The following is a 25,992-nucleotide window of genomic DNA, read 5'->3' on the forward strand; positions in this document are numbered from 1 at the left end:
GTGACCGGATTAACGTAGCGGATAATCGGACAGTAGTTTGATCATCGCCCCTACTGACCACGCCTGATGGACCGTACCACGGCCCCGTTTCGGGTGCAGTCCGTCGAAGATTTCGGAGATACCAAACAGGCAATCGTTTTCGTAGAAATGCTGCTTCAACGTAGCCAGTTCGGCATACATCCGGCTTTTGGCGGCCTCCGACTGCCCATGCATGCGCAGATACGCCTGCCAGTATTCGCCGAGCAGAAACGGCCAGACAGTTCCCTGGTGGTAGGCCGTATCGCGAAGCCAGGGGTCACCGCCGTACATGGCCACAAACGCCGGGTCCTGGGGCGAAAGCGTCCGCAGGCCAAGGGGTGTGTAGAGGTGCTGCTCGACCGTGGCCATCACCTGTTGCTGCTCGCTGGGATTCAGCAACGGGAAAGGCAGGCTCAGGGCGTAAATCTGATTCGGCCGGATACTGGCATCAGGTGCGCTGCCGGGCCTGACAACATCGTTCAGATACCCACGATCGTTCCAGAAGTACGCGGAAAAGTTCTCCTCGAAGCGCCGGAGCAGCAGGACGTAAAAGTCAGGCTTTTTCCGAAGCTGTTTGGCAAAGAAAATAGTGATCTGGAGTGCATTGTACCAGAGCGCATTGATCTCGACGGGGCAGCCGTGCCGGGGCGTCACCACGAAGTCGCCGACCCGGGCATCCATCCAGGTCAGTTGTGCATTCCCTTTCCCTCCGAACAGCAACCCTTCGTCGGTCACGTGGATGCCGTAGCGCGTACCGGCACGATGCGCGTCCAGAATCGTCAGCAGATGATCGAAATGCTGCTCGATAAAGGACAGATCATCGAAGCGCAGGTAATACTCGTAGAGGGCTACGAACAGCCAGAGCGTCGCATCTACGGTGTTGTATTCGACGGGGTCCTGATTATTGTCCGGAAAGCGGTTGGGTAACATCCCGTCGTCGAGGTACAGGAAAAACGTACTCAGAATCCGCTGGGCCGTTTGCTGCTGACCGAGCGAAATGCACAGCCCCCGCAGGGCAATCATCGTGTCGCGGCCCCAGTCCGTAAACCAGTGGTACCCCGCAATAATCGTCTCACTCTGGGCGGCCGGTGCCCCTGTGGTCGGCGTACCGGCGGTTACTTTCCGCTGCACGATGAACTGATTGGCCGACACGACAAGGTCCTGCAAAAACTGGTCGGACTGCGTGCAGCGTAGGGTCTGGATGCGTTTCATTTCCGAAGCCCGCAACGTATCAGGCGAACTGGCCCGGAATCGTTCATCCGTCGAAAACGTCAGAAAACATTCGTCGCCGGGTTCCATCCGTACTTCCACAAAGCCCACCGAATAGGCATCTTCCAGATAATCCAGCCCGCGCTGCTGCTCTTCCCGGTAGCTGAAACGGTTATACCACGTCCGGGATTCAATAAATACACCCGCCGAAAAAGCGATGTAGAGTGGGTCCGCGCCAAAATGAGCGTAGAGTTTAAGCAGCCCCTCCTGGCGTTCAAGGTAGTAATTGAAGTAATCGCTGCGATGGAACAGGCTATGGTAATCGCGGTGGACAAGCAGCGGATTCAACCGCAGCGTAACAGCCTGATGACTCATGTTCTGGTAGGCAACCACGGTCGTGTTGGCCGTCTGGACCATAAATACCGTTTTGGCAATGGTGTAGCCGCCAACCTGGTATATCCACCTTGGCAGGGGCAACCGCTCAAACGACACCAGATACCGCCATCCCTGTGGGTGTACTACATCAACGTACTGATTACTCGACAGATCGGTCGTAGCCTGATCGGTGAAGAGCGTTTCTTCGACCTTCGACACCAGTACCTGCCGGTCGGTGGGTGGATTCCGGGCCGCTACCAGCAGGCCGTGGTATCGCCGGGAATTGGCCCCCGCCAACGTACTACCCGCATACCCGCCAAGACCGTTCGTGACTAACCATTCCCGCTCGGCGAGGTGCTCAAAATTGCTGTTGAGGAAGTAGTACATAGCTGCTCAGGGTAAGACGGGGGCCGGTTGTCGGCTAACCGTTTTGATGAAAACCTGATCGATGAGGTGCGCCACCACGCCCGTCCAGCCTGTCTGGTGCGACGCCCCTACCCCACGCCCGGTGTCGCCGTGGAAATACTCGTAGAACAGCATCAGGTCCCGAAAATGCGGATCATCGCGATACACCTCATCCCGCCCATGAATGGGTCGACTACCGTCCGGCCCCGGCCGGAACAGCCCAACCAGTCGCTCGGTCAGGGCTTCGGCTACCCGACCGAGCGGCATGAGTTTACCACTGCCGGTGGGATACTCAACCTGAAGAGTTGCGCCATAATACCGGTCATACTGCCGAAGCGCCTGAATCAGCAGGTAGTTCATCGGCATCCAGATCGGTCCGCGCCAGTTGGAATTCCCGCCGAACGCACCTGTCGACGACTCGCCGGGATCGTAGCGGAGGCCAAACTGCTCACCATTGATGTCGACCTGATACCCCCGCTCGTGCAGCCTGGAAATACTCCGAATACCACCCGGTGCCAGAAATTCGTCTTCGTCGAGCATGGCCTGCAACAACCGCTGCAAACGCCGGGGCGGAATGAGCGACAGCAGAATCTGGTCCGGTTCGGCCGCGTCGACCACCTGATAGTTGACCAGCTTGGCGCGGTATTCAGCAAACCACTTGAGCCGGAAGGTAAAATCGGGGGCGTTGGCAAAATGGCTCATATCCAGCGGCAGTACCGCAAACAGGGTCGACAGTCCCACCAGCGAGCGTACTTTGAGAGGAATGTGCCGACCGTCGGGCAGGGCCAGTACGTCGTAGAAAAAGCCTTCCCGCTCATCCCACGACCCCGACATATCCGGGTCCTGACTAATGCGGTTGAGGGATTCGGCGATGTATACAAAATGCTCGAAAAACTTGGTTGCCATGTCTTCGTAAGCCGCGTCGTAGCGCGTAATCTCCAGCGCGATTTCCAACATATTCAGGCAGTACATACCCATCCAGGCGGTACCGTCGGCCTGCACCAGCCGCCCTCCACCCGGAATGGCCGCGCTCCGGTCGAACACACCGATGTTGTCGAGCCCCAGAAAACCACCCTCGAATACGTTCTTGCCGTGCGCGTCCTTTCGATTGACCCACCACGTAAAATTGAGGCTCAGTTTGTGGAAGGCTTTTTTGAGAAAAGTGATGTCGGCTACGCCCCGCCGGGCTTTTTCCAGTTGATACACCTGCCAGCAGGCCCAGGCATGAACAGGCGGGTTTACGTCGCCAAACGACCATTCGTAAGCCGGAATCTGGCCGTTGGGGTGCATGTACCACTCCCGCAGGAACAGCAGCAACTGCTGTTTGGCAAAGCCGGGGTCGATCATCGCCAGCGGAACGCAGTGGAAGGCCAGATCCCAGGCTGCATACCACGGGTACTCCCACTTATCGGGCATGGAAATAATGTCCTCGTTGTTAAGCGATTCCCACTGGTGATTCCGCCCCGTCCGGCGACCAGCGGGTGGCGGCACCTGGCCCGGATCGCCCGCCAGCCAGCGCGGAATGTCGATGTTGTAGTATTGCTTCGTCCAGAGCATCCCCGCAAAGGCCTGCCGCTGGATGTTAGCCAGTTCAGGGTTTGTATGCGACGCCACGAACTGCCCGTAAAACCCGTCGGTCTCCTGCTGACGCTGTTCAAACAGATCGTCGAATGCGTCGAATGGGTCGGACAACGGTTCTTTGCTCAGCCGCAGACAGACCGACGTGCTGTCGCCACCGGCTACCCGCAGGACGTACATCGGCGCAAACTTGGTACCCGCCGACCGGCCCTCCATCCAGTCGAAGTCGTGGTTGACAACGGCCCGGTGAAAGGCATCTTTTACGAAAGGAGACGGGTTCGGAAAACCAAAGATGCGTTCGCTATTGGTCTCATTCTCCGTAAAGAGGGTTCGCTGAGCGGCCTGAAAGTAAAACTGATAGTCGCCCAGGTCCTCGTGCCTGGCCCGCACATGCCCGACCGAATCATGGGCGACGAGCGACAGATTCGGCTTTTCGGTCATGAGGCCAAACGACCACAGGTTCCGGAACCAGAGCGTCGGGAGCAGGGTCAGTTCAGCCGTATCAGCCGCCCGGTTGTAGACAGTAATGCGAATGAGAATATCCTCCTCGCTGGCCTTGGCGTATTCTGTGACTACGTCAAAATAGCGGTTGTCCCGAAACCCCCCCGTATCCAGCAGTTCATATTCCGGCTCGTGCCGCCCCCGGCTGCGATTGGTATGCACCAGGTCTGCATAAGGGAACTCGGCCTGCGGATACTTGTACAAATGCTTCATGTACGAGTGCGTGGGGGTGCTGTCGAGGTAGTAGTACAGCTCCTTCACATCTTCGCCATGATTGCCTTCGGGGCCGGTCAGGCCGAACAACCGCTCTTTCAGGATCGGGTCACGGCCGTTCCAGAGCGACACCGCAAAACACAGCCGCTGCCGGTCGTCGGAGATACCGGCCAGTCCATCTTCCCCCCAGCGGTATGCCCGCGACCGGGCGTGATCGTGCGGAAAATAATCCCAGGCCGTGCCGTGCGGACTGTAATCTTCGCGAACGGTCCCCCATTGCCGTTCGGACAGATAAGGGCCCCATTTTCGCCAGGCGAGTCCGGCTTCAATGCGTTGTTGTTCGTTGATTGGGTTTTCGGTAGTCATAGCTGAGTTGAGAAGGTGTCTCTACGGTTATCCATTATCTTCAAATCCAGGATAAAGGGCCATCCCACCGTCGACGACAATGGTCTGGCCATGAATGTAATCGGCTTCGTCGGATGCCAGCCACGCCACTACGGCACCAATGTCGGACGTTTCGCCGATACGTTTGTACGGAATCAGCTTCAGCAGGTGATTCAGGGATTGCGGGGTTTCCCACGCCATTCGGTTGATAGGCGTCCGGATCGCTCCGGGGGCTACGCTGTTCACCCGGACTTTGTACTCACCCAACTCCTGCGCAATGGACTTCATGAGCAGCATCACGCCCCCTTTGGAAGCCGCGTAGTTAGCGTGGCCCGCCCAGGGAATAAATTCATGCACCGAACTCATGCAAATGATTTTGCCGGTCGCCTGCGACACGTCCGGCCTTGGTCCCCGGCGCAGAAACTCGCGGGCCGCTTCGCGGGCGCATAGAAACTGCCCCGTCAGGTTCACGTCCAGTACGAATCGCCATTGCTCCAGCGTCATATTGACAAATAACGAATCTTTCTGTAAACCAGCATTATTCACTAAAATATCGACGGTTCCAAATGCCTCGATTGTTTGAGCAAACAGTCGCTGCACCTGCTCTTCCTGACTCACATCGGCCTGCACCAGCCGTACCTGTCCACCATCCGCCTGGATCACCCCGGCGACTTCTTCGGCTCCGGCGGGATTACCGATGTAATTGACGACGACGTTGGCCCCTTCGCGGGCTAAGGCAATGGCACAGGCCCGGCCAATGCCCGAACTAGCGCCGGTGATGATGGCCGTCTGCCCGACAAGCCGCTGATTTGGTTTTTGGTACATGGTGGGTTGATTAGTGAGCCAGCTTTCCGCCGTTCAGCGTCGTAATTTTGTATAAACCCGTATGGGCGGTCAGATACAGTGTTTTGCCGTCGTCGCCCCAGGCCATATTGGCGGGTCTCTCGGGACCGATGATCTTGCCGAGGTACGTACCCGCGGGCGAAAGAATGCACACGCCCCCCGGCACGGACACAAACACGTAGCCTTTTGTGTCCACTTTGACCCCATCCAGGGCTTCATCCGCAGGCCCGCCGTTCGGGTCGGCCCGGCTCAGGTCGAAGAAGACCTTACCGTTCGTCAGCGTACCATCCGGCTTCACGTCGTACCGCCAGAGTGTTTTGGTGCGCTGAATATCCCGGATATCCCAGTTCGAAACGTACAGATACGTTTCGTCGGGTGAGAACGCGATGCCGTTAGGGCCTCCCAGGTCCGTTGTCAACAGGTCCGTTTTGCCATTTCGGATGCGGTACACGCCTGAATAGGGTGTTTCCTTACGGGGATCATCATAGGCTTTTGGTAAGCCGTACGGCGGATCGGTGAAGTAAATGTCGCCGTTTGACTTAATGACCAGATCGTTCGGGCTGTTCAGCTTTTGGGTTTTGTAGCCGTCTGACAGCACCGTCATCGGCCCTTTGATCTCGTCACGCACAAGGCGCCGGTTACCGTGCTGACAGACAACGAGTCGCCCCTGCGCATCGATGGCCAGGCCATTGGAACCCGGCTGGTGGTATTCGCCGATGTTATAACCCGTGTAGCCCGTCTTGGTCATATAGATGGTTACGTTGCCCATCGTCGGATCGTACTTGTAAATGACGTTGGCGTTCGGATCGCTGAACAGCAGATAGCCGTCGGGGTGCCAGACCGGCCCTTCCGTAAACTGAAATCCGTCGGCCACTTTCTCAATCCGGGCGGCTGGATCAAGTACGTTTTTCAGCTCATCCTGCACCATCACTACCTGACCGAGGTTTTTCCAGGTGTCGGGCGTCGGTTTCCCGGAATAAAAATCCAGCGTCGCACTCCGAATCCAGACGTAGTTGTTCGGCAGATCGGCCAGCGGACCGTTGGTTACCAGCACAGCCAGGTCAATTGTTTCGCCGGGCCGGGCATGATCCGTCAGCCAGACGCGCTGGCGGGCGTTGTAGCCGTTGATGACACCGTTGGCCCGCGCTCCGTACGATTTCCGCAGCCTGCCGTTGATCCAGACCTCACTGTAGTCGTCGGCTACCAGCTCGAACATCACTCGCGAACCCGCTACGGCAAACGTCCCGACGGTCTCCGGCAACGTAACCTTCACCCGGTACCAGACGTGGCTCAGCAGCCCGTTCCCCCGGCGAGTTTCGAGGTCGGTAGCGGCAACGGGCTGCCAGTCGGCCTGCTCAAAGGCCGGGGTATTGCCATGTGGCTCGAGCGTAAAGGTATTGACGGACTTTCCCGTCGGATACAACGGGGCATTGTCCGTTTCAGATGGTCCCGGTGCCCTGAACTTAGCCGGAACAATCCGGGCGTCCAGCGATTTCCATTGCGCCTTCATTAACCGGCAACCATCAGTTGTACGCAGATCGACTACGGCGACGGGATTACCCCAGGCCAACTCCCGAATCTCCTGTGCCTGGGCCCATCCTGACAGCAGCAGAAGCACTACGATGCAGCATCGGTTCATATCAGTCGAGTTTGGTACTGGCCCCGGCCTTCGCTATTTCGGTGTCCTGATCGGCCGTTTTGGCACCGCTCACGCCGATAGCGCCAATCACTTCTCCTTTGTAGAGGATCGGGAAACCGCCCTGTAGCATCACCGGCCCCACGGTGGTGAGGGCGAAGCGGCCGCCATTGATGTTGTCTTCGAAGCCTTTGGTTTCCTTTTTGAACAGCGCGGCCGAGCGCGCTTTCTGGTACGAGACCTCCGCGGCCTGAGCAAACGTACCATCCATTCGTTCGAGGTAGAGCAGATGCCCGCCCGCATCCACGATGGCCACGCTGCCGCCGGGCGCGGCATTATCAACGGCGTATTTAATGGACGCAGCGGCTATCTTTTTACAGCTTTCCTGCGTGAGCTGATACGTCGTTCGGACCTGTGCCTGCGCGAGGGTGGTCACGCATATGAGCGCATTAATGAGGAGGAAGGGGTTTGATAAGGTCATGATTGAGGCTGAATTAGGTGTGTTTTTTTCGAGCTGTCCTTACTGGGCTACATTCTCTTATTTTTTCGGTCCTTCGAACGACGTAGCCGCCAGGGTCTGCTGCGTTTCGCCCTTATGCAGAATGTCGTACTGGGCTGGTTTCTGGCTTACGGTCGGCCAGTTCTTTTGCGCCAGTTTGTAATTGTGATGTAGCCGGGCTTCCCACAGCTTCAGCGCTTTGGCGTTGTGGTTAAGGGTCAGGTGCCCATCGGGCGTGACCCGGTGCGTCCAGATCTGAACCGGCCGCAGATTCCCTTCGGCTACGGCAATGGCGCAGAAACCACCATAGAGCGGAGCGAACTTGTCGGGGTTGGCATCAAAGGTCGCTTTGTTGGCCGCCGACGCGAACCAGAATTTAGCCCCCTGGTACTCCGACTGAAACTCAGCACTCCCCTTCACAAGTTTGTCAGGAATCGTAACCAGGGCGACGCAATCGTATCCCTGAGCGGCACATCCATTTTCGTCGAGATTTTGCAGGTACTTCCCGTTGTCGGTTCGTTGTGGGACCTGGGCAAAAGCCAGTTGGGTAAGTAAGCACCCCAGCATGAGGGCAATAACCGTTGTTTTCATGGTAGTTTGGTTTATCAAGCGTTATGCGTAATCAAGGGTAGTTGCTTATTCACACAAAAGCACTGCGTGACCATCCGGGTCGCGAACGAGCAGCCCGCGACGAGCCGCCAGGCCCCAACCGTCAAGCGGAACAATACCCGGCGAGATGATGAGATGTTTTTTCGTCCGGATGGCCTTGTAAAGAGCATCCAGACCGCTGACCTCCACCACAGTATGCCAGTGCCATAGATCGTTAGCCCACGATGCCTCGGGATACGGCCGCCCACCGGGTGGTGCCAGGTAGTCGAGCAGTTCGATACCCATCCCCTGACCGGTCGTCAGGCCCGAAATCAGAACATGGGCGCCAAATACCTGATTCAGGTGTTCCTGCTCCGTACCGTAGTTTTCGCTCATGCCACCCAGCTTAAGTCCGAGCAGATCTCGATAAAACGCCAGCGACCGGTCTGTATCGGCGGAAGCGATGGCCGTATGATCGATACCCAGGAACAGCGAACCACCCGTCTGCGGCTGCCACCGGGGGTTTCCTTTGCCGGGAGGAAACCAGATCAGTTCCAGTACGTGATCATCGGGATCGCGAAAATAGAACGCCCGAATCCCGGCTGCGGCCGGTAAATAGGCCGGGAGCGTCTGCGGAGCGGTCGATACGTGGCCGACGTGATGCTGCCGCAGTTGCTGATACGCTTTGTCTATATCACTCACTACGATGGCGATGTGCTGAAACCATCGGTCGTTGCTGCGCGAATCGGGCGGCATGGTACGTCCCGTTTCCGACCCCACAAAATCCATCAGTTCAAGGGTTTCCTGCCCGAGCTGGAGCGTGGCCACCCGAGCCGTACGTGTCGAATCAGGCAGCCCGAATAACCGGGCTACCACCCCGGCGGTTACGGTACGGGTGCCAACCAGTTTGAACGGCAGCACGTTTGTGTAGAACGGCAGCACCCGATCAAGGTCCGACACCGTAATGGTCGGGTGCTGTACCCGTTCGACTACCTGCGCCCGACTGATCATCGAGCCCACTATCAGCCAGGCGAACACCAGGCTTCGCTTTCCGTACTGTTTCCGACAGTCCATTGGAAGAAACAGTTAGAGAACCTGCTGCAACAGATGATCGCCCACCCTCAGCGCATTGGCGGCCGTTGTCAGCGACGGATTATACGCTCCCGACGACGGAAAAAAGCTGGCATCGGCCACAAACAGATTATCGAGATCGTGGGCTTTGCAGTTGATATCGAGTACGGACGTAGCCGGGTTGATACCGAACCGCAGCGTACCGCACTGGTGCGACACCCCACTGATGCCCAGGTCGTAGCCCGCCCAATGCACCGTTTTCAGGGCGGGGTCGATGTCGCCGAGTTTACAGAACAGGTCTTTGAGCTTCTGTTTCAGTTGCTCAAACGCCGGTACGTTATTGCGATCGCGGTGGTAGATGAGCTGAATATCGCCGTTGGGCGTCAGCGTGACCCGGTTTTGGGGGTCGGGTACGTCTTCGGTCGTCAGCCAGAAGTCGATGCTATGTGAACAAAGCCAGTCGGCAGCTTTGCCGGGAAACATCTGCTCACTCAGGCCGACCACCGTAGCCGGATCGTTTTTACCCATAAGCTGAATTTCGCCCAGTGGATAAGGATTCTCCGCCGAGGGTACGTAGTAATCGCCGATGCAGAAATATTTCTGGAACGAGGCCGTATTCAGCTTATCGGGCGTGTAGGCAATCAGGCATCCGTTGAGATGCGTCATGTAGTTACGTCCCACCAGACCGCTGCTGTTCGCCAGTCCATGCGGGTGTTTGTCCGAGGCCGACCGCAGCAGCAGAGCCGCCGAATTAATAGCACCGGCCGCGAGTACAACCACACCCGCCCGGAATGTTTCGCGCTGACCGGATCGTTCTACCTCCACGGTTGTCACGCGCCGACCGGTTTCGTCGGTGCCGAGCCGGTACACAAACGCATTGGTCATCAGCGTAACGTTGGGGTGTTGCAGAGCCGCCCGAACGCCCGTTACGTGCGCATCGGCCTTTGCTTCGGTCGGGTCCGGAAACCCGTCGAAATTCCCCAGAATTGTCGGTGCATCGGGCCAGTATGGATTATCCTCGGCCAACCGGACGGCCATCGGAATCGGGAAAGGTTTCAGGCCCGTTTTCTGCACGTTCCGGTACAGTTCCTCCGTAAACGGCTCAACCGGAATGCTTCCGAACGGATAAGGGGCATTGGCAGGTGGTTCGAACGGATCGATCCCCCGAATACCATGCACACTGAACAGGCGTTCGGCCTGGGTATAATACGGTTCAAAATCTGTGTAGGACAACGGCCAGGCGGGCGAAACACCGGCCTGATGATGAACCTCCTGAAAGTCCGATTCGCGGAGCCGGAAGCTGGCAGCCCCGTACATTTTGCTGTTGCCGCCTACGACGTAGTGGGTAAACGGTTTAAACGGCCGACCGTCTTTATCGTACCAGGTTTCATCGGCCCGGTAGCGCCCTTTCACTACCACCTCGTCAACATCCCAGTTTTCTTTTTCTTTTGGTATGAAGCCCCCCCGTTCGAGCAGCAGGATTTTTTCACCCGATGGCGCCAGTTTCTGCGCCAGCGTGCCCCCACCGGAGCCAGTACCAATAATAATGACATCATAACAGGACGGTTGCATAGAGATGGAAAGTTGGCGTAGCGAATCACGATTTCGAGTCCAAAGTAAAGGGCACCGAAATAGGGAAATGTCGGTAGGATGACATCAGCGATGCATTCCCTGTAATTCGCAGGAAATACGCGCTTACCACAGAACAGCTCCATCTCCTTCAGCGAACGATCTAATCCGGCCTGACCCAGCTTGGGGGTATTTTCCGGCCCGTTACCTGCCGGCCAATTACCGTGAAGTTGTTTGTTTGTCGGATAACCGACACCTTGCATTCGTAATTCTTCGTTGCTTTACCTACGTAATTTTTGTACATTACGGTTATGCTTATACGTCGCCACCTGTTGCTGCTCTATTGTCAACTGCTTACTACGGTCCTGTTCGGACAAACAACGCCGAAAGCCTTCAATGAAGCGACCGACGCCTTTATGAAAGCCCACGTCGACGGGGGCCGGGTTGACTACAGCCGACTCAGTAAATCCGGAGCCGACCTGAGTGCCCTTTACAAACAGGCCGGGGCCACAAACCTGGCCGGGGCATCGGATGCGGAAAAGAAAGCGTTTTACATCAACGCCTATAATGTGGCCGTCATTCACGACGTAGTCCAGCACTTTCCGCTCAAGTCTCCGCTCGATCAGCCCGGCTTTTTCGACAAAACCAAACACCGGATCGCAGGCCAGGAGATGACCCTCAATCAGCTTGAGAAGGATCGGCTGCTGAACACCTACGGCGACGCCCGGATTCATTTCGTTGTCGTCTGCGCGGCTGTCAGTTGTCCGCCCCTGGCCAGCTTCGCCTATATGCCGGACAAACTGGATGCCCAGCTCGATGAACGTACCCGGCTGGCGCTCAACGACCCAACATTCATTCAGGTGAACCGGGGCCAGAAGAAGGTAAATGTTTCGAAGATATTTGACTGGTACAAATCCGATTTCACAAAGGGCGGTCAGTCCATCCTGGGGTATGTAAATGGATTCAGGCGCGAGAAGATCCCCAACGACTATGCGCTTGGCTTCTACGAATACAACTGGAACCTCAACGGCCGATAAGCCCGCTGTCCCCATCGCTCCCTATCTTACTACTCCATGACTACCCTACTCCGTCGTACTGGCCTTGCGCTGTTTCTGATTGGCTTTGCGGTTTTTATCGCGTCGCTGACCCTGAGTCAGTTTCAGCTCACGGACACAATTCTAACCAAAACGATCAAAGCCGAACACCTGCCCGCTATCCGCGCCCGAACGGCATCCATGCTTGGCAAACGCTACGATTCGCAGATCAGTTTTATCCATGATTTCAAGACTGCGCTGAACCAGATCAACGACGAGTACCGCCAGCGGCAGGAATGGGACCGGATCATCTACGACAAGTACGCTTTCAGCGTCACGAAAGCGGCCAGTGTGGGCTTTTTCCCGAATCATACCGGCCTGTTTTTCGTCCTGAGCATTGTAGTGGCAATTTTTGGGGCGCTGCTGTATACGATCGCCGGTCGCCGGCGCCCTACGGGCAGTAAGAACGATCATCTGTTCCGCCACCCGGCCACGTCGCGGGGCTGGATCGGTATCAGCGTAGCGGTGTTCCTGATTGGCTTCTACATCCTGCTGTATTTCTATCCCGAGTACCTCACCAACTGGGTGCTGCTGGTCGACCCGCTCAATCGCGCGCTGAGTGGCAACACCAACACCGGCTCCTCGGCCAGTCAGTGGTTTCTCTACGGTACGCTCTACACGCTGGTCATTCTGGTGATGGGCGTCCGGATGCTGGTCCGGCACCGGGACAGTCCCTACCAGCAGGTCCGTACCGTATCGGTCATATTTTTTCAGATCACCTTTGCATTCCTCCTGGCGGAGTTGCTCGCCCGATTTAACCTGCCGGGCCAGGATCTGAAGAACATGTGGCCGCTGGACTACTCGTTTTTCTTCGACTACCGCATCGAGAACCACCTGAAAGCCGGTACGCTGGGGATCTGGATGCTGATCTGGGGCATCGCCTTATTTGTCATCGGCGTTCCGGTATTCACGTATTTCTTCGGCAAACGCTGGTACTGCTCGTGGGTATGCGGCTGCGGAGGACTGGCCGAAACCCTGGGTGACCCGTATCGCCATCTGTCCGACAAGTCGCTGAAGGCCTGGCAGATTGAGCGCTACACCGTTCATGGTGTGCTCGTCTTTGCCGTTGTGATGACGCTGGGTGTACTCTATACCTTCTTCACCGGCAGCGGCTCCGTTCTGGGCATCAGCACCTACGACCTCCGTAGCTGGTATGGCTTCGGTATCGGCTCCGTTTTCGCGGGCGTAGTCGGGACGGGGTTCTATCCCTTGATGGGCAGCCGGGTGTGGTGCCGGTTCGGGTGCCCGCTGGCGGCCTATCTTGGTCTGGTGCAGCGTTTCAAGTCCCGCTTTCGCATCACGACAAACGGCGGGCAGTGCATCTCCTGCGGTAACTGTTCGGCCTATTGCGAAATGGGCATCGACGTCCGCTGGTACGCTCAGCGCGGCCAGGACATCGTACGGTCATCGTGCGTGGGCTGCGGTATCTGTTCGGCGGTATGCCCGCGCGGGGTGCTGAACCTGGAAAACGGCCCGGCAGATGATCGGCATATGGAGCCCAGACCGATTCTGCTCGGCAACGAGGGCGTACGGGTTATTGGCCAAACACCCCTCAACCGCCCAGCCATTTCTTAAACTCCAGTGCCTGGTTGCGGTAGACGAACAGCATCAAGGCAATGGCAGGTTTCAGCGTTATTTTCCGTTTGCCATTCAGGTGAACGTACACGCCAGAAACCGACAAACGGCCGTTCGTTGATCTACGGCTCTATCTCCTCCATCGTTCGGTCGGGGGAATACCGGCCGTCGTGGGCTTTCAGAAACGTAACGCGGTCTTCGTCTCCCAGAAGCAGGTCACCTCATCAATCCCGATGGAAATCAGCCGCTGGCCCTGCCGGACCAGGAAGTGCTCGCGATCCGGCACCCTTCGATGAGCGTATTGACGTCGAACGTCGGTACTCCGGGAACGGTCGTTGAACTATCGAAGCCTGGTCAGGCTGTTACGTAGTGCCTCACGCCGGAAGTGGCAGAGAATACCGAATGTCGGCCACTATTCGCTTTGTGACCTCAGTGAAGTTTATAAATCCCGGGAATGCCGATAGGCCTCTCCGGGATTTTGTGCGTATAGTCGGCCTAACGACTGAAGACCTGTATCCAACGAGTCAGGGGTTGTTTTGAGTCACCCGCGCTTTTATTTGTTTTTCACTGGTCAGGCCCCTTCTACTTTTGACCTGTCAACACGACACAAGCAATCCTCAAACAACACATACTCATGAAAACGCTTTTATCAGGTTCTACTCACCCCGAATACGTGGTACGTTTCCATGTCCGGCTTTTTTAACGACTACTCGATCAAATCCGTCGTCTCCGGGTAGCCGAAAGGTCCCCGTTTTATCCAGAACAACCTTCCTCTTTTGTCAACCTCATGAAAAAGTTTGCATTTCTGATTCACATGCGTTCCAGCTACCAGACGGATATGCGGTCTCTGGCCAAACCTTTGGGCCTGATTCCTGATGCCATGTACCGGCTGGCCCTTCGTAATCGGCCCCTGCCGCCGTTCGTCTGGAGCGACGTAACGCTGACGCCGGGTGCCACCGAACCCGAAGGACACATCATCATGCTGCCGTACACCGGTCGGCAGATTCTCGAACAGCAGAAAGCCATGCTGCCTCGTATCGAGCAGGCCGTCCAACTGGCTGCTTCCAGGGGTGCGGAACTGGTCGGGCTGGGCGCGCTTACCTCGCCCGTTACCCTCGGCGGAAAACTGCTGGTCAAAAACTCGCCGGTTTCAGTCACCAACGGTAACGCGTTCACTGCCTACATCACCTGGCAGAAAGTGGTTCAGTTGCTCGACAATAGCCCGAATCCGTACCCAATCGTGGCGCTGGTCGGCGCTACGGGCAGCGTCGGCAGTCTGGTTTGTCAATTGCTCGCTACGTATCAGCCTACGGCCGACTATATGCTGGTGGCCCGCAACGAACGTAAGCTGACTACGCTCGCGGCCGACATGACCGCCATTAACCCTCGGGTACGGCCGATGGTATCGCAACAGATGACTGATGTACGGCAGGCCGACATTGTCGTGCTGCTGACCAGCGCGGCCGATGCCCTGTTGCAGGCCGAGCACCTGAAACCGGGGGCCATTGTGCTGGACGACACACAGCCGCGCAATACGCACCCCTCCCTGCTCAGGCAGCGCCCCGACGTAACGGTGATTGACGGTGGCCTGGTCTCCATGCCTTACCTGAAACTGGACCGGTACATCGGACTGCCACGCCAGATTTCCTACGCCTGCCTGGCCGAAACCATGCTGCTGGCCAAAGCGGGCTACAACGGACACTTCAGCATCGGCCATCCAACACTCGGACAGGCCGAGTACATCAGCCGCGTCGCCCGGCAGTTTGCTCACCTGGGCTTTGGCATTTCACGCGATTTCAGCTTTGGCAAGCCCCTTGCGGCTACTGCGGCTGTTCGGGTGACGCAGGAACCAGACTCCGTACTGATCAGTTAAGCAGACTGCCCCATGAAACCTGATTCTACCCGGATTGTCCTGCTCGGCGGTGGTTACGTATCAGTCTGGGCCTACCGCTCACTGGTCCGACGCGTACGAACGGCCATCGACAACGGCGACGTACAGATCACGGTGATCTGCCCGAACACGCACCATGCCTTCCACGGCTGGACGGCAGAAACCCTGACGGGTATTCTCCGCGAACAGAGTCAGGCCAGCCCCCTGGCCGACCTGATGCCCAAAGCCCGACTGGTACAGGGCGTAGCAACCGCCGTCGATACGGTGGCTCAGGTGGTGAACGTAGCGCTGCCCGATGGGACACGCCAGGTAATTTCCTACGACCATCTGCTGCTGGGCCTTGGCGCTTTCGATAGTGAAGCCATTCCGGGCATCCGCACGTTTGGGTACCAGATTAAGGAGCCCGCTGCTTTCCGACGGACAAAGCAGGCCATCCAGGAACTGGTGGTGCGGGCGGCTGCCGAACCGGCGGTGCTGGCTCAGCAGTACCTGTCGTTTGTGGTGGCCGGAGGTGGATTTACGGGGGTGGAAATCGCTACGAATCTGGCCGAGTACGTCAATGTGCTGAAGGCGAAGTATCCGACGTTGCAGGCAGTGCAGCCCCAAATTAGGCTGATACACAGTGGCGACCGCATCCTCCCGGCTTTGCTGCCAGCCTACAACCGGCTGGTCCGCTACGCCGAAGCGACCATAGCCAGTTACGGCATCGAGCTAATCAACAGCCGACGGATCGTTGAAATTAACGCAACGGGTGCGCTGCTCGACGACGGTCAGTTTCTGCCGGCCCGGATGGTGATTTCGACCGTTGGCCAGAGCCGCCTGGTGCTGCCGGGTACGGAATTTATGGCCCGCGACAATCAGCAGCGATTGATCACGAACGAGTTTCAGCAGATCCCGGGCTATACCACCATCTGGGGCGGTGGGGATGCCTGCCACGTACCCTACCGCCAGACCAGCGCGCCCTGCCCCGCCAATGCACTCTGGGCCATCAAACATGGCGAATACGTCGGTCGCAACATCGCCCGGGCAATCCGGGGTCGGCGATTAAAACCTTTCACGTACCGGGGGTTGGGGCAGTCGGCCAGTCTGGGATTGGGTAAGGGGATTTCGGAATTGTATGGGCTGCAATTCACCGGGCCGCTTGCCTGGGGCATGCGCTGGGCCTTTTTTCACTTTTTTATGCCATCCCGCCGGGTAATGGTCGACGCCCTGACCGACTGGGCGTATTTGTTCCGCCACCGGCAACGAAGGGCACTGGCCAACAATCGGCCGGAGTTATCGCCTGTCGTGTAGCAATAGAGGGTAGTTTTGTACAGCAGCGGCTGACCGCCAGGCGGCCCTGCGCAAAATCCGTCACGTAGGTTATAGTAGCTTTTGTTAATCATAATACCCCTTGAGGGGTCGGTAAGTTAAGAGCCTATGCTATTAGCCATCGAACCCTCAAGGAGTTACTTTTGCAACAGTCACACTCACTTATACAACATATATCTCCGGTCCCTAAACTAGTTGCAACTAGCATCAATCATTTCGCTTTATTAGGCTTTGATAATCAGGTTGAGTTGAGTCGAATCATTCATCTAGTCTAAACGGGATTAAAAATGAGAATAAGCTTGCTAGGAATCGTTATTGGCTTGCTGCTGACCAATTTGTGTAAAGCTCAACAAGCCACTACTAAGGAGGCAATTGAAAAACAGATTAGACAACTTGAACAAGCGCAGGTCGAGTACTTGCTAAAAGGTGATACCCTTGCTATCGCCAAGCGATGGGCTCCTGACTATGTGGTAAACAATCCCTTCAACCAAGCAGTCAACGCCCGCCAGGGGCCCATTCGCCGGGGTAGCTTAACGTATTCATCTTTTACACGCGATGTAGAACGGGTGCTGATTCACGGCCAAACGGTCATTGTCATGGGAGCAGAAACAGTAGTGCCAAGTGGCCAGTCAGCCGATGCCGGAAAAACGATTAAGCGTCGATTCACTAACGTGTGGATGAACACAACAGGGAACTGGTTATTAGTGGCTCGTCAAGCGAGTGTGCTCTGTGAGGACTAGCAAGAGCGATAAGTAAGATCGTTCGTATATAATTTTTTTAAGGTGGGTTCTTTTGTTGAATTCAGGCAGTTCTAACTTCTATTCATTAACATAACGATAGGGTTGATAAACCTTCTGGGAATGACGAACTGTTGTGGCCTTGATACATCCTCAATAACGTACTCCCGATAAGGCCCAACAGCTTCAGAAGGCGGAAAAACAATAAACAGTGTTACAAAACATAGTAAGAGAACAACGAATAGAATAATTGCAATTCGAATGAGGTGGGATATTCTTTTCATTGCTCGTCGGGTAAGTATGATAGAAGTTTAATAAATAATGGCTTAACTTAATCATCACTTATATAACAGGGTATTCCAACCCTTTCCAGTCGAAAAAAGTCTTCGCTTTGTAGGGATTTCTAAAGAGCGAAAAATGAAAAAAGTTGCCTGGATGCTTTTACTGCTTACAACAGCTTGTAATAAGCAAGACTTATCAATTGAGCCAGCTCAGTTGATTGGAACTTGGAATGCTCAGCCAAATTCAGAGAAAATGTATAGCCGTTGGACTTTCGACAAGGAGTACTTATACAAATCCAGCGACAGTTTGAAAGTATGTCAGCGGGCGCAGAGTCAGCCTTACAAATACTGGCTTGAGAAAGATGTTCTGGTGGCTCGTTATTCGGGCTTCACTACTGGTTTAGTACCTATTCCCGATGAGCGTTTCCGAGTGTTCTCAATAGATTCAAAAAGCTTTGCCATTGAGTTTCCGAAAGGCCAGCGTGTGGAGTTTGAAAAATGTCCCTGAATCTTATACTATTCTACTTTCTGGCTTTTGTTGCAGTTGCCTACTGGAAGTAGAATAATCTCTTTACATAATCGGAGTTATACAACTGCTCTGGGAAACAGACGACTTACGGTAAGTTTTTACAGTTGTATTTAAAAAAGGCTGATCACTTTAAAAGACGGATTTTGCGCAGGGTTGCCTGGCGGTCAGCGGCTGCTGTACAAAACTACCCAATAGACGCTACACCCCATCCAGCACAAAGCCGCGACCAACGGGTGGTCGCGGCTTTGGTGTGTAAAAGCACCGTACAGTTCTCTATTTCCCTTTATCCTCTTTGGGTCGAAGGGTACCGCGGGCAATGGTTTCCGGTTTCGATTGTGGAGTCGTATACCGCAGTAACGTTGCCGTTGGAACAGCCGATTTTGCCGATCGCGTTACAAGCAGTTGGTACGAGCGTGTGCCAATCACCAGATTGTAATACATCATCTGACCAGACTCCTGCGCCAGACTCCAGTTTGCTACCGGTTCTTTAGGCAGCAATGTTGCGTCTTCTTTCGTTAAAGTCGCAAAACTCGTATCCGGCTGAAAGTCTTTCCCCGTTACCCCTTCAACCACCGAAACAACGGCCGGTGGCGTGGTGGCTGCGGGTTTCGTTTGCGCTACCGCCGACGCTCCCATCAGCAGTATCATTACCAGAATTTGAAGCTGTTTCATAACGTTGATTCGCAGCGGTGCATGAGCGACTCAGGCTACCATCTCCAACTTATTTAACGCGGGACAGGGGGCCTGATGAAGCATTTGGTTCGCTGCCCTTCTATTAACCAGTGCCCAGCCCGAAACGTTTCTAATTCTTTCAGAAAGCTTCTTTTTAGCTTTTTTGTATTATATATTTTTACTACTTTTATGATGTGCTTGAAACAGTAAACAACAAAAGTAAAACATGCAGGATAACGTGATCCTACCTAAGCCGGAGGTGTTGCTTCGGCTTATGCTTTTCCACGGAATCAGCCGTCATTCGGCAACGCAGCTCTGTCCTGATGCCTGGACGGATTTTGATACGGCTACGGGCCCCACGTTTCAGTATGGCACCGAACACACGCTGACGCTATTCGCGCCCGAGCCTGAACAGGGCCGCTACGTGGTGGCTATGATTCCGTACCTGCGCCATGTGCTCCACCCTAACAATCCCAATCTGCGGGTGCCGCTCGTCACCATTTATTTTGCTGACCGGGATCTGTGGCCGCTGTTCGACCCACTGACGGAAGAAGACCTCAGTCCCCTGCTCGTCGACCAGCGCGAACGGTCAGGTTGGTCAGATTCGTGGTTCGGTAGACCTGACGATCAATAGGCCCGTCCTTACTCGCGGGGCTTTTCGGTTGAAAGGCCCCGCAATTTGTTAACGAAAAAGGGACCAGCCTGTGGCCAGTCCCTTTTTCGTTAACACTGCATCCGGTTTATTTCGACGGCATCAGCACCGTATCGATCGAGTGAACCACGCCATTTGTAGCCTGAATGTCGGGCATAATCACGGTAGCCGAACCGCCTTTACTGTCTTTAATCATCACCGTACCACCCTGTTTGCTTACAGTCAGCGTTTCGCCGTTGACGGTTTTGATCGTCTGCCCATCTTTCAGATCGGCCGCTTTCACGCTGCCCTGCACTACGTGAGTCGCCAGAATGCTGGTTAGTTGATTTTTCATTTCCGGCTTGAGCAGGTTGTCAAGCGTACCGGCGGGCAGTTTCTGAAACGCATCGTTGGTCGGCGCGAAGACTGTATACGGACCCACCCCTTTGGCCCGATCGGCCAGCCCAGCGGCCTGCAATGCCTGAAGCAACGTCGTGTGATCGGACGACATACCCGCGCTGGCGGCTAAATCCTTACCTGTTGAAGCGCCCGTGGCTCCGTTCGCTGAGCTTGACGTGCCCGACTGTGACGGCATGGTGTTGGTTGACTGCGCCTGCGCAGTGGCGACCGTACCCGCCAGTAGTGTACTGGCGAGAGCGAGCTTAAACAATGTTTGCTTTAACATAACTGGTTATTGAGTAAGTGATGAATGAAGGAAAGCCCTGACACCCGTTGCCAGGATAACATTCAGACAGCCAACGGCTTGCTTAACCAGAATGTTTATATTACCATAGACTAAGTAGTGAATGTTAGCAATTTGTTAATCTGGGTAATTGATGAATTGAACTCAGCAGACCGTTGCCCGTTCGTCTGAAGAACTTACCAGCTCTAAAACGAAAAAGCCCCGGATCATCGTAATGATCCGGGGCTGGTGGTAGTAGGAAGTAGCGGGCTCGAACCGCTGACCTCTGCTCTGTCAAAGCAGCGCTCTGAACCAACTGAGCTAACCTCCTTTGTGCCCTTGCGGGATTGCAAATTTATAAAACTCCTTCGGTTTCCAAACGAACGCCATAGATTTTTTGCGACGGAATCCGCCACAGACGACATACTATTAACGTTGGCAGAACTACGTAGGAGTACATTTTACGAACAAATATCCTTCAGTTTCATTATATTTACCCAAGTCGTTATAGCCTCATTGAATGACCATTATCATTGACAAAAATGCCTCTGCGGCCGATGTGGAGAAGCAAATCAAGAAAGCCAGCAAGAAAAAGGCTAAAGGATTTGACGCGCTCAAGCATGCCGGTAAGGTAAGATGGGAACAGGACCCATTAACCTATCAGCATGAAGTTCGGGGCGAATGATGGAACGAATTCTGGCTGATACCAATGCCCTTGGGTATTTACAACAAAACCATCCTACGGTAGTAGCATTACTTGACGGTAAACAGGTGTTTATTTCTGAATTGACAGAAATTGAACTCCTTTGTAATCCCAATCTGTCGAAAGAAGAACGCAACTTAACTCAGAAACTTCTGGACGACTGCTACATCATTCCGCTGAATGAGCAAATCAAAAAGATAGCCATCAGAATCAGACTTTCTACCAGAATGAAACTAATCGACGCAATTGTTACAGCTACAGGCGTGTGGCTTGACATACCGATCCTGACTCATGACAATGGTTTTGAACGAGCAAAAAACGTTGCCACAATCATTCTATTTGAAAAGGAAGTCAAGTAAAAGCCCTAAACAGCCTCTTACGCAACTCCTTCGGTTTCCAAACGGACACCATAGATTTTTTGCGACGGAATCCGCCACAGCAACACGAAGCCAATCACGAACAGCAGCAGCAGTGCCAGTACGCTGTTGCGCATGCTGCCCGTAACCTGCTCAATCAGACCGTATACCGCCGTGCCGAGTACAATAGACGTTTTTTCCGTTACGTCGTAGAAGCTGAAATACGAGGCCGTGTCGGTTGTAGCCGGGATCAGCTTGGAATACGTCGACCGGGACAGCGACTGGACCCCGCCCATCACCAGCCCTACTACGGCCGCCAGGCCAAAAAACTGGGTTTCGGTCTGTACGAAGTAAGCCGCGGTGCAGATGCCAACCCAGATCAGGACGGCCACCATCAGAGCGTAGGTGTTGCCGAACCGCTCCGACAGCCGGGCAAACGCATACGCCCCAGCAATGGCCACCAGTTGAATCAGCAAAATGGTGATGATCAGGCTTTGGGCGGGTAGTTTCAGCTCGTCGCTACCGAAGATTGTGGCCACGTACATGACCGTCTGAACGCCCATGTTGTACACAAAAAAAGCCACCAGAAAGCGTTTGGCCAGCGGCCGTCCCTGCAACTCATGCCAGACGTGCCGCAGTTCCTTGAAGCCGTTGAACAGCCAGTTACCGGGCACACGTGCCTTACGGACACCATCAGGCAGTCGGCTGAACGGAATCTGCGCGAACCCGATCCACCAAAGCCCTACGGTCAGGAAGGCAATCCGCGAGGCCATTCCCTCCGAGATGTTGCCGAACCAGTCGGGTTTCAGGATCAGCACCAGATTAAACACCATCAGCAGTACGCTCCCGATGTATCCCATGGAAAAACCCCGGGCACTGACCCGGTCGAACTGGTCTTCGGTGGCGATGTCGGGGAGATACGAGTTGTAGAACACGATACTACCACTCCACCCGATCAGGCTGAGCCAGAACATGATAACGGCGAAGGTGGTCGTTTCGGACGTGAAGAAATATAGGAGTCCGCAGCTAATGGCACCGGTGTAACAGAACGCTTTCATAAACGCCTTTTTACGTCCGCTGTAGTCGGCGATGGCCGTACAGAACGGCGACAGCAGCGCTGTGAACAGAAAAGCAGCCGACACCGTGTACGAAAACAGGACCGAGTTTTTGATCGAAAGCCCCAGAAAGTTAATGACCGGCCCACCGGCCTCATTGAGGGCCGTAGCGGAAAAATACACCGGGAAGATACTGGATACAATTACCAGCGAGTGAACCGAGTTTGCCCAGTCGTAGTACGTCCAGGCGGTTAAGGTGCGGGGATTGTTTTTCATGGAAGAAGGAAGAAAGGGTGGAAAGGAAGGAGGGGGAGAAAAGGGGGAAAGAATCAGGGGTGGGCTGTCCTTTCCTCCCCTTTCTTCCTTTCCTCCCTTTGCTCCTTTAAAAACTGGATCACCGCCTTCGTAAAGGCGTGGTTGGAGTCGCCGGCTACCATATGGCCAGCTTCGGTAACGTTCATGCTTTGTACGTGGGGGACCAGGTCCAGAAACTCGGCCATTATTTTGTCGCTCACAACGTCGCTCATGCCGCCCCGAACGATCAGCGTCGGCACCGTCAGGGCTTTGGCAGCCTGATAAAGCCGTTCCTCATTGCTGGTCTGTTTATCGGGCGTAGTGGCCTGTCGCCAGACATCGAGCATGACCGGGTCCCAATGCCAATAGTACCGACCATCAGCTTTCCGACGCAAATTCTTTTCCAGACGGCTATGGTCCTGCGGACGGGGACGGTTCGGCAAATAGGCAGCCACGGCTTCGGCGGCTTCGTCCAGGCTGGCAAAGCCGTGCTTGTTGGCGCTCATGAACGCAAAGATACGTTCGATGCCTTTCTGTTCGGCGCGGGGCGCAATATCCACCAGCACAATCGCCGAACACATCGACTGATCGTTTTCACCCTCGGCAATCAGGGCGGTCATCCCGCCCATTGACGCCCCCACTACGGCCGGTTTCCGACCGAGTTGCCGGATAACTGCCCGCAGATCGTTGGCCAGGTAGTCGATACTGTAGTGCCCCTCCGCCGACCAGTCGCTATCGCCGTGCCCACGGGCATCCAGCGCGATAGCATACCAGCCCGCATCAGCCAGCCACCGGGCCGTATCGCCCCATGAATGCCGGGTTTGTCCGCCACCGTGCAGCAGCAATACCGGCGGATTGGCCGCATCGCCCCAGGCATCGCCCACGACGTGAAAGCCAGGCTCCGTTTCAAATTGGATCGTCTGCATAAGGGAATGATTGAGTGATTGACCAGGTCGCCGGTCAATCACTCAATTAAAGCACCGGGTCAAATTCAAGATTGATGTCGGCCTGTTTGCCGTCGACCGGGGCTTGTTGACGCAGAATCAGCTTCCGGGACCGCGTCAGTTCGATAATGGGGAATTTGCCTTTGAAGCCGGTTACGTTCACGTCGATGGCTTTATTGTCGTCGACCAGTTCCCACGTACCACCGTTGATAACCTGCTTGGTGCCTTTATCCACCGCCCGGACTGTTTTGTCGGTTCTGAACTGCATGTCCAGATCATACAGCACCTGCGTGGCTACGTTCAGGCGGTTACGGTCGAGGGTCTGCCCGTCGGGTGTAGCGACGCGGCTAACCCGCCAGGAGTTGCCGACCAGCATCTCCGTCTGGGTGGTAGCCGCCGGAGTCGTGCCACCGTTATCATCCTCGCAGCCAGTTAAAAAACCGGCAAAAAAAACAGCCAGCAGCAGCGTGAGCGCTGTGGTCATTGCAGAAAATTTCGTTTTCATGTTGTGCATGGGTAACAGAAACCTAACGTGTTGGTTGCTGGTTTATCGCGTAAACTATCCCCAACGGGCCTAAATTTCTCTACTTTTGGGCAAAAATCAAGCTATGCGTCTTCGTTACAGCTTTTGGTTTATTCTCTCAATTGGCTGGCTGAACGGTCTGATCCCATTTGCGGCTGCTCAGTCGCGGTGCGCCGACCGACTCAATTTCACCCCGGTGAGTCAGTCGAACCTGATCGAATGGAACAAGTTTCCGGAATTCACGCTGCCGTTCCCTGTCATCTACGGCGGCCCCCGGCTGAACGACCGACAGGGTGCTCCACTACGCCACGGCTTCAGCCATATCGTTCACGTACAGGACGGTGAATTTGGCACGTCGGTACAGCTTCGGCAGTGGGCGCTGGAATACGCGGGTTTTGCCACCGGCCTGAATCAGCCCTGGGAAACCATCGAAAGTCCGTGGAATAACGATATAAACGCGTACCGGGCCAAGTGGGACCGCTACCTGTCCGACGTATCGGGCGGCCAGAAAGACGCCAACGGCCGGTATCGTTTTCCAGCCGGACGGTTCAACCTCGACATTGAACGCATCAGCGAAACCGACGCCCGGATTCTGCGGCTCAAACAGGACCCCACCGTACCGGCCACGTATCGACAGCTACCCGACGCCGAATTTATCGCCCGCTACAAAAAAGACATCCGCAACCTCTATGCTGAAGGCATGCGCTACGTACGCGAACGGGCGGACCTCTCGAATGTCGTGGTGAGTTCCTATGCCGATACGCCCATCCTGAACACGTACCTGAACGTGATCGGCAACACCTGGGCCGACTGGACAACGAACCTCAACCGGGTGAATTACCTCGTAAAGGATTCGACCGAGCGGATGGTCGGCGGCCCGTACTACAACCAACTGGATGCCCTGTCGCCCTCAGCCTATTATTTCTACGACTACCCCAACCCACTCGCCCGGGATTACCTGCCGTATCTGCTGTTTCAGGTAGAAGCCAACCGTGCGTGGAGCAACAAGCCCGTTGTCCCGTACGTCTGGCTACGGTACCACAACACCACCGATTTTTACCCGAATCTCATTCAGCCGTTTATGGCCGAAGCGACGGCTATTTTCCCGTTTTTTTCGGGTGCGAAAGGGCTGTGGCTGTGGGATGAACCCGGTGTGGCCGGTCGGTTTACCCAAAATCTGAACGCCTACGAACAGTTCATTCATGGACTATACCGGCTGTCGCGGTTTGCGGATATGTTTCAGGGCAATTACGAGCTGGTGATTGAAACGCCCGCCCGTGACCTGATGGACAAGCAGTTGCCCGTCTGGCGGGGGGTCGTGAAAGATCAGAAGATTCTGATTGCCGCCCAGAACTCCTACGCAGCTGACGGGCAGAAAACCTCGGTTACAGTACGCTACAAATCCTGGCAACAGACCATCGAGCTGACCGGCCGGGAGGTGTATCTCTGCCAGTTTGACATTCCGACAGTAACGGCCGTTGAGCCAACGTTACCGCAGGTGCAGGTCTTGCCTAACCCCGCACAAACTGAATTATCGGTTTCTTTCGCCCATCCACCAACCCCGGCTACCGAAATGACGTTACACACTATGACCGGTCAGCTTGTGCTGCAAAAACCGGTCAGCAGTGTCCGGGAATCGCTCAACGTAGCAAACCTGCCCGCTGGTGTCTATCTGCTCCGTATCCAGAGTGGTACGAAAAGCCAGACCCGGCGCGTGGTGATCGCCCGGTGACAGTCTGGGTTTGTGGTTAAGTGGTTTGTCGTTTCGGGTTCAGGCACAGGCTTCACTTAACAACAAACCACAAACACCAAAACACTACAAACC

24 protein-coding genes and 1 tRNA gene are annotated in these 25,992 nt (G+C 55.3%); 10 read left to right on the top strand and 15 right to left on the bottom strand.

Annotation, left to right across the window (positions count from 1 at the left end; genetic code table 11):
• Positions 1 to 9: 9 nt before the first annotated feature.
• From BN8_RS12610 to BN8_RS12645, 8 genes are read right to left on the bottom strand one after another with little or no spacing between them, the layout of a single operon-like run.
• Entirely contained in the window at positions 10 to 1,989 is a 1,980-nt protein-coding gene (locus BN8_RS12610) for an amylo-alpha-1,6-glucosidase (RefSeq protein WP_009282260.1), read from the bottom strand.
• A gap of 6 nt (positions 1,990 to 1,995) precedes the next feature.
• Entirely contained in the window at positions 1,996 to 4,665 is a 2,670-nt protein-coding gene (locus BN8_RS12615; RefSeq protein WP_009282261.1) for an MGH1-like glycoside hydrolase domain-containing protein, read from the bottom strand.
• Positions 4,666 to 4,692: 27 nt separating this feature from the next.
• Positions 4,693 to 5,508 (bottom strand): SDR family oxidoreductase, encoded by an 816-nt coding sequence (locus BN8_RS12620; protein ID WP_009282262.1) that lies wholly within the window; start codon positions 5,506 to 5,508, stop codon positions 4,693 to 4,695.
• Between the two features lie 10 nt (positions 5,509 to 5,518).
• Positions 5,519 to 7,165, bottom strand: coding sequence for an SMP-30/gluconolactonase/LRE family protein (locus tag BN8_RS12625; RefSeq protein ID WP_009282263.1), 1,647 nt, complete (start codon positions 7,163 to 7,165; stop codon positions 5,519 to 5,521).
• A 1-nt stretch (position 7,166) separates the two neighbouring features.
• Entirely contained in the window at positions 7,167 to 7,643 is a 477-nt protein-coding gene (locus BN8_RS12630; protein ID WP_009282264.1) for a GlcG/HbpS family heme-binding protein, read from the bottom strand.
• A 57-nt stretch (positions 7,644 to 7,700) separates the two neighbouring features.
• Complete coding sequence (locus BN8_RS12635) at positions 7,701 to 8,252, bottom strand: YHS domain-containing (seleno)protein (RefSeq protein WP_009282265.1); 552 nt, start codon at positions 8,250 to 8,252, stop codon at positions 7,701 to 7,703.
• 45 nt (positions 8,253 to 8,297) lie between these two features.
• On the bottom strand, positions 8,298 to 9,323 hold the full coding sequence (locus BN8_RS12640) for a VOC family protein (RefSeq protein WP_009282266.1): 1,026 nt from the start codon (positions 9,321 to 9,323) through the stop codon (positions 8,298 to 8,300).
• Between the two features lie 12 nt (positions 9,324 to 9,335).
• Entirely contained in the window at positions 9,336 to 10,892 is a 1,557-nt protein-coding gene (locus tag BN8_RS12645) for a GMC oxidoreductase (RefSeq protein ID WP_009282267.1), read from the bottom strand.
• A 308-nt stretch (positions 10,893 to 11,200) separates the two neighbouring features.
• On the opposite strand from BN8_RS12645, the gene BN8_RS12650 reads away from it, so the two are divergent.
• Positions 11,201 to 11,926, top strand: coding sequence for a DUF547 domain-containing protein (locus BN8_RS12650; protein ID WP_009282269.1), 726 nt, complete (start codon positions 11,201 to 11,203; stop codon positions 11,924 to 11,926).
• A gap of 36 nt (positions 11,927 to 11,962) precedes the next feature.
• Positions 11,963 to 13,558, top strand: coding sequence for a 4Fe-4S binding protein (locus BN8_RS12655; protein WP_009282270.1), 1,596 nt, complete (start codon positions 11,963 to 11,965; stop codon positions 13,556 to 13,558).
• On the opposite strand, the gene BN8_RS33760 is transcribed toward BN8_RS12655, so the two are convergent.
• Positions 13,536 to 13,664, bottom strand: a complete 129-nt coding sequence (locus BN8_RS33760; RefSeq protein WP_009282271.1) for a hypothetical protein — start codon at positions 13,662 to 13,664, stop codon at positions 13,536 to 13,538. The genes BN8_RS12655 and BN8_RS33760 overlap by 23 nt on opposite strands.
• A 681-nt stretch (positions 13,665 to 14,345) precedes the next feature.
• On the opposite strand from BN8_RS33760, the gene BN8_RS12660 reads away from it, so the two are divergent.
• The 4 genes from BN8_RS12660 to BN8_RS12675 all read left to right on the top strand — a co-directional run bounded on the left by BN8_RS12660 (position 14,346) and on the right by BN8_RS12675 (position 18,286).
• Positions 14,346 to 15,431 (top strand): shikimate/quinate 5-dehydrogenase, encoded by a 1,086-nt coding sequence (locus BN8_RS12660; RefSeq protein ID WP_009282273.1) that lies wholly within the window; start codon positions 14,346 to 14,348, stop codon positions 15,429 to 15,431.
• 12 nt (positions 15,432 to 15,443) lie between these two features.
• Positions 15,444 to 16,742, top strand: a complete 1,299-nt coding sequence (locus BN8_RS12665) for an NAD(P)/FAD-dependent oxidoreductase (RefSeq protein WP_009282274.1) — start codon at positions 15,444 to 15,446, stop codon at positions 16,740 to 16,742.
• A gap of 305 nt (positions 16,743 to 17,047) precedes the next feature.
• Positions 17,048 to 17,500: a nuclear transport factor 2 family protein gene (locus tag BN8_RS12670; RefSeq protein WP_009282275.1), complete on the top strand. Its 453-nt coding sequence runs from the start codon at positions 17,048 to 17,050 to the stop codon at positions 17,498 to 17,500.
• A gap of 414 nt (positions 17,501 to 17,914) precedes the next feature.
• Positions 17,915 to 18,286 carry a hypothetical protein gene (locus tag BN8_RS12675; RefSeq protein ID WP_040005776.1) on the top strand — a complete coding sequence of 124 codons (372 nt, stop codon included), beginning with the start codon at positions 17,915 to 17,917 and terminating at the stop codon, positions 18,284 to 18,286.
• A 294-nt stretch (positions 18,287 to 18,580) separates the two neighbouring features.
• Here BN8_RS12675 and BN8_RS12680 read toward each other — a convergent pair whose 3' ends face one another.
• Entirely contained in the window at positions 18,581 to 18,979 is a 399-nt protein-coding gene (locus BN8_RS12680; RefSeq protein WP_009282276.1) for a hypothetical protein, read from the bottom strand.
• 226 nt (positions 18,980 to 19,205) lie between these two features.
• Here BN8_RS12680 and BN8_RS12685 point away from each other — a divergent pair, with 226 nt between their 5' ends.
• On the top strand, positions 19,206 to 19,613 hold the full coding sequence (locus tag BN8_RS12685; protein WP_040005777.1) for a hypothetical protein: 408 nt from the start codon (positions 19,206 to 19,208) through the stop codon (positions 19,611 to 19,613).
• Between the two features lie 106 nt (positions 19,614 to 19,719).
• On the opposite strand, the gene BN8_RS12690 is transcribed toward BN8_RS12685, so the two are convergent.
• Complete coding sequence (locus BN8_RS12690) at positions 19,720 to 20,295, bottom strand: fasciclin domain-containing protein (RefSeq protein WP_009282278.1); 576 nt, start codon at positions 20,293 to 20,295, stop codon at positions 19,720 to 19,722.
• A gap of 253 nt (positions 20,296 to 20,548) precedes the next feature.
• Positions 20,549 to 20,623: transfer RNA gene (locus BN8_RS12695), tRNA-Val, on the bottom strand.
• A gap of 189 nt (positions 20,624 to 20,812) precedes the next feature.
• Here BN8_RS12695 and BN8_RS33270 point away from each other — a divergent pair.
• Together BN8_RS33270 and BN8_RS31705 are read left to right on the top strand one after the other, a co-directional pair.
• Positions 20,813 to 20,977: a hypothetical protein gene (locus BN8_RS33270; protein WP_009282279.1), complete on the top strand. Its 165-nt coding sequence runs from the start codon at positions 20,813 to 20,815 to the stop codon at positions 20,975 to 20,977.
• A complete protein-coding gene (locus tag BN8_RS31705) occupies positions 20,974 to 21,354 on the top strand; it encodes a PIN domain-containing protein (protein ID WP_009282280.1) in 381 nt (126 codons plus the stop codon). The genes BN8_RS33270 and BN8_RS31705 overlap by 4 nt, the downstream gene beginning before the upstream one ends.
• 17 nt (positions 21,355 to 21,371) lie before the next feature.
• Here the strand turns inward: BN8_RS31705 and BN8_RS12705 are convergent, their stop codons facing one another.
• Genes BN8_RS12705 through BN8_RS12715 form a run of 3 tightly spaced genes read right to left on the bottom strand, consistent with a single transcriptional unit; the run spans position 21,372 to position 24,149 of the window.
• The gene (locus BN8_RS12705; protein ID WP_009282282.1) at positions 21,372 to 22,682 is read right to left on the bottom strand and encodes an MFS transporter; all 1,311 of its coding nucleotides are present in this window, start codon (positions 22,680 to 22,682) and stop codon (positions 21,372 to 21,374) included.
• 53 nt (positions 22,683 to 22,735) lie between these two features.
• Positions 22,736 to 23,626 (bottom strand): alpha/beta fold hydrolase, encoded by an 891-nt coding sequence (locus tag BN8_RS12710; protein ID WP_009282283.1) that lies wholly within the window; start codon positions 23,624 to 23,626, stop codon positions 22,736 to 22,738.
• 46 nt (positions 23,627 to 23,672) lie between these two features.
• Complete coding sequence (locus BN8_RS12715) at positions 23,673 to 24,149, bottom strand: hypothetical protein (protein ID WP_229367962.1); 477 nt, start codon at positions 24,147 to 24,149, stop codon at positions 23,673 to 23,675.
• 103 nt (positions 24,150 to 24,252) lie between these two features.
• On the opposite strand from BN8_RS12715, the gene BN8_RS12720 reads away from it, so the two are divergent.
• Positions 24,253 to 25,899 (top strand): T9SS type A sorting domain-containing protein, encoded by a 1,647-nt coding sequence (locus BN8_RS12720; protein ID WP_009282285.1) that lies wholly within the window; start codon positions 24,253 to 24,255, stop codon positions 25,897 to 25,899.
• Positions 25,900 to 25,992: the final 93 nt, after the last annotated feature.

It is taken from the genome of Fibrisoma limi BUZ 3 (assembly GCF_000296815.2).
In the GTDB taxonomy this organism is placed as follows: Bacteria; Bacteroidota; Bacteroidia; order Cytophagales; family Spirosomataceae; genus Fibrisoma; species Fibrisoma limi.

Coding starts and splice junctions, on each gene's coding strand:
- BN8_RS12610 (WP_009282260.1), bottom strand. CDS start 1,989: ATGTACTACTTCCTCAACAGCAATTTTGAGCACCTCGCCGAGCGGGAA.
- BN8_RS12615 (WP_009282261.1), bottom strand. CDS start 4,665: ATGACTACCGAAAACCCAATCAACGAACAACAACGCATTGAAGCCGGA.
- BN8_RS12620 (WP_009282262.1), bottom strand. CDS start 5,508: ATGTACCAAAAACCAAATCAGCGGCTTGTCGGGCAGACGGCCATCATC.
- BN8_RS12625 (WP_009282263.1), bottom strand. CDS start 7,165: ATGAACCGATGCTGCATCGTAGTGCTTCTGCTGCTGTCAGGATGGGCC.
- BN8_RS12630 (WP_009282264.1), bottom strand. CDS start 7,643: ATGACCTTATCAAACCCCTTCCTCCTCATTAATGCGCTCATATGCGTG.
- BN8_RS12635 (WP_009282265.1), bottom strand. CDS start 8,252: ATGAAAACAACGGTTATTGCCCTCATGCTGGGGTGCTTACTTACCCAA.
- BN8_RS12640 (WP_009282266.1), bottom strand. CDS start 9,323: ATGGACTGTCGGAAACAGTACGGAAAGCGAAGCCTGGTGTTCGCCTGG.
- BN8_RS12645 (WP_009282267.1), bottom strand. CDS start 10,892: ATGCAACCGTCCTGTTATGATGTCATTATTATTGGTACTGGCTCCGGT.
- BN8_RS12650 (WP_009282269.1), top strand. CDS start 11,201: ATGCTTATACGTCGCCACCTGTTGCTGCTCTATTGTCAACTGCTTACT.
- BN8_RS12655 (WP_009282270.1), top strand. CDS start 11,963: ATGACTACCCTACTCCGTCGTACTGGCCTTGCGCTGTTTCTGATTGGC.
- BN8_RS12660 (WP_009282273.1), top strand. CDS start 14,346: ATGAAAAAGTTTGCATTTCTGATTCACATGCGTTCCAGCTACCAGACG.
- BN8_RS12665 (WP_009282274.1), top strand. CDS start 15,444: ATGAAACCTGATTCTACCCGGATTGTCCTGCTCGGCGGTGGTTACGTA.
- BN8_RS12670 (WP_009282275.1), top strand. CDS start 17,048: ATGAGAATAAGCTTGCTAGGAATCGTTATTGGCTTGCTGCTGACCAAT.
- BN8_RS12675 (WP_040005776.1), top strand. CDS start 17,915: ATGAAAAAAGTTGCCTGGATGCTTTTACTGCTTACAACAGCTTGTAAT.
- BN8_RS12680 (WP_009282276.1), bottom strand. CDS start 18,979: ATGAAACAGCTTCAAATTCTGGTAATGATACTGCTGATGGGAGCGTCG.
- BN8_RS12685 (WP_040005777.1), top strand. CDS start 19,206: ATGCAGGATAACGTGATCCTACCTAAGCCGGAGGTGTTGCTTCGGCTT.
- BN8_RS12690 (WP_009282278.1), bottom strand. CDS start 20,295: ATGTTAAAGCAAACATTGTTTAAGCTCGCTCTCGCCAGTACACTACTG.
- BN8_RS33270 (WP_009282279.1), top strand. CDS start 20,813: ATGACCATTATCATTGACAAAAATGCCTCTGCGGCCGATGTGGAGAAG.
- BN8_RS31705 (WP_009282280.1), top strand. CDS start 20,974: ATGATGGAACGAATTCTGGCTGATACCAATGCCCTTGGGTATTTACAA.
- BN8_RS12705 (WP_009282282.1), bottom strand. CDS start 22,682: ATGAAAAACAATCCCCGCACCTTAACCGCCTGGACGTACTACGACTGG.
- BN8_RS12710 (WP_009282283.1), bottom strand. CDS start 23,626: ATGCAGACGATCCAATTTGAAACGGAGCCTGGCTTTCACGTCGTGGGC.
- BN8_RS12715 (WP_229367962.1), bottom strand. CDS start 24,149: ATGAAAACGAAATTTTCTGCAATGACCACAGCGCTCACGCTGCTGCTG.
- BN8_RS12720 (WP_009282285.1), top strand. CDS start 24,253: ATGCGTCTTCGTTACAGCTTTTGGTTTATTCTCTCAATTGGCTGGCTG.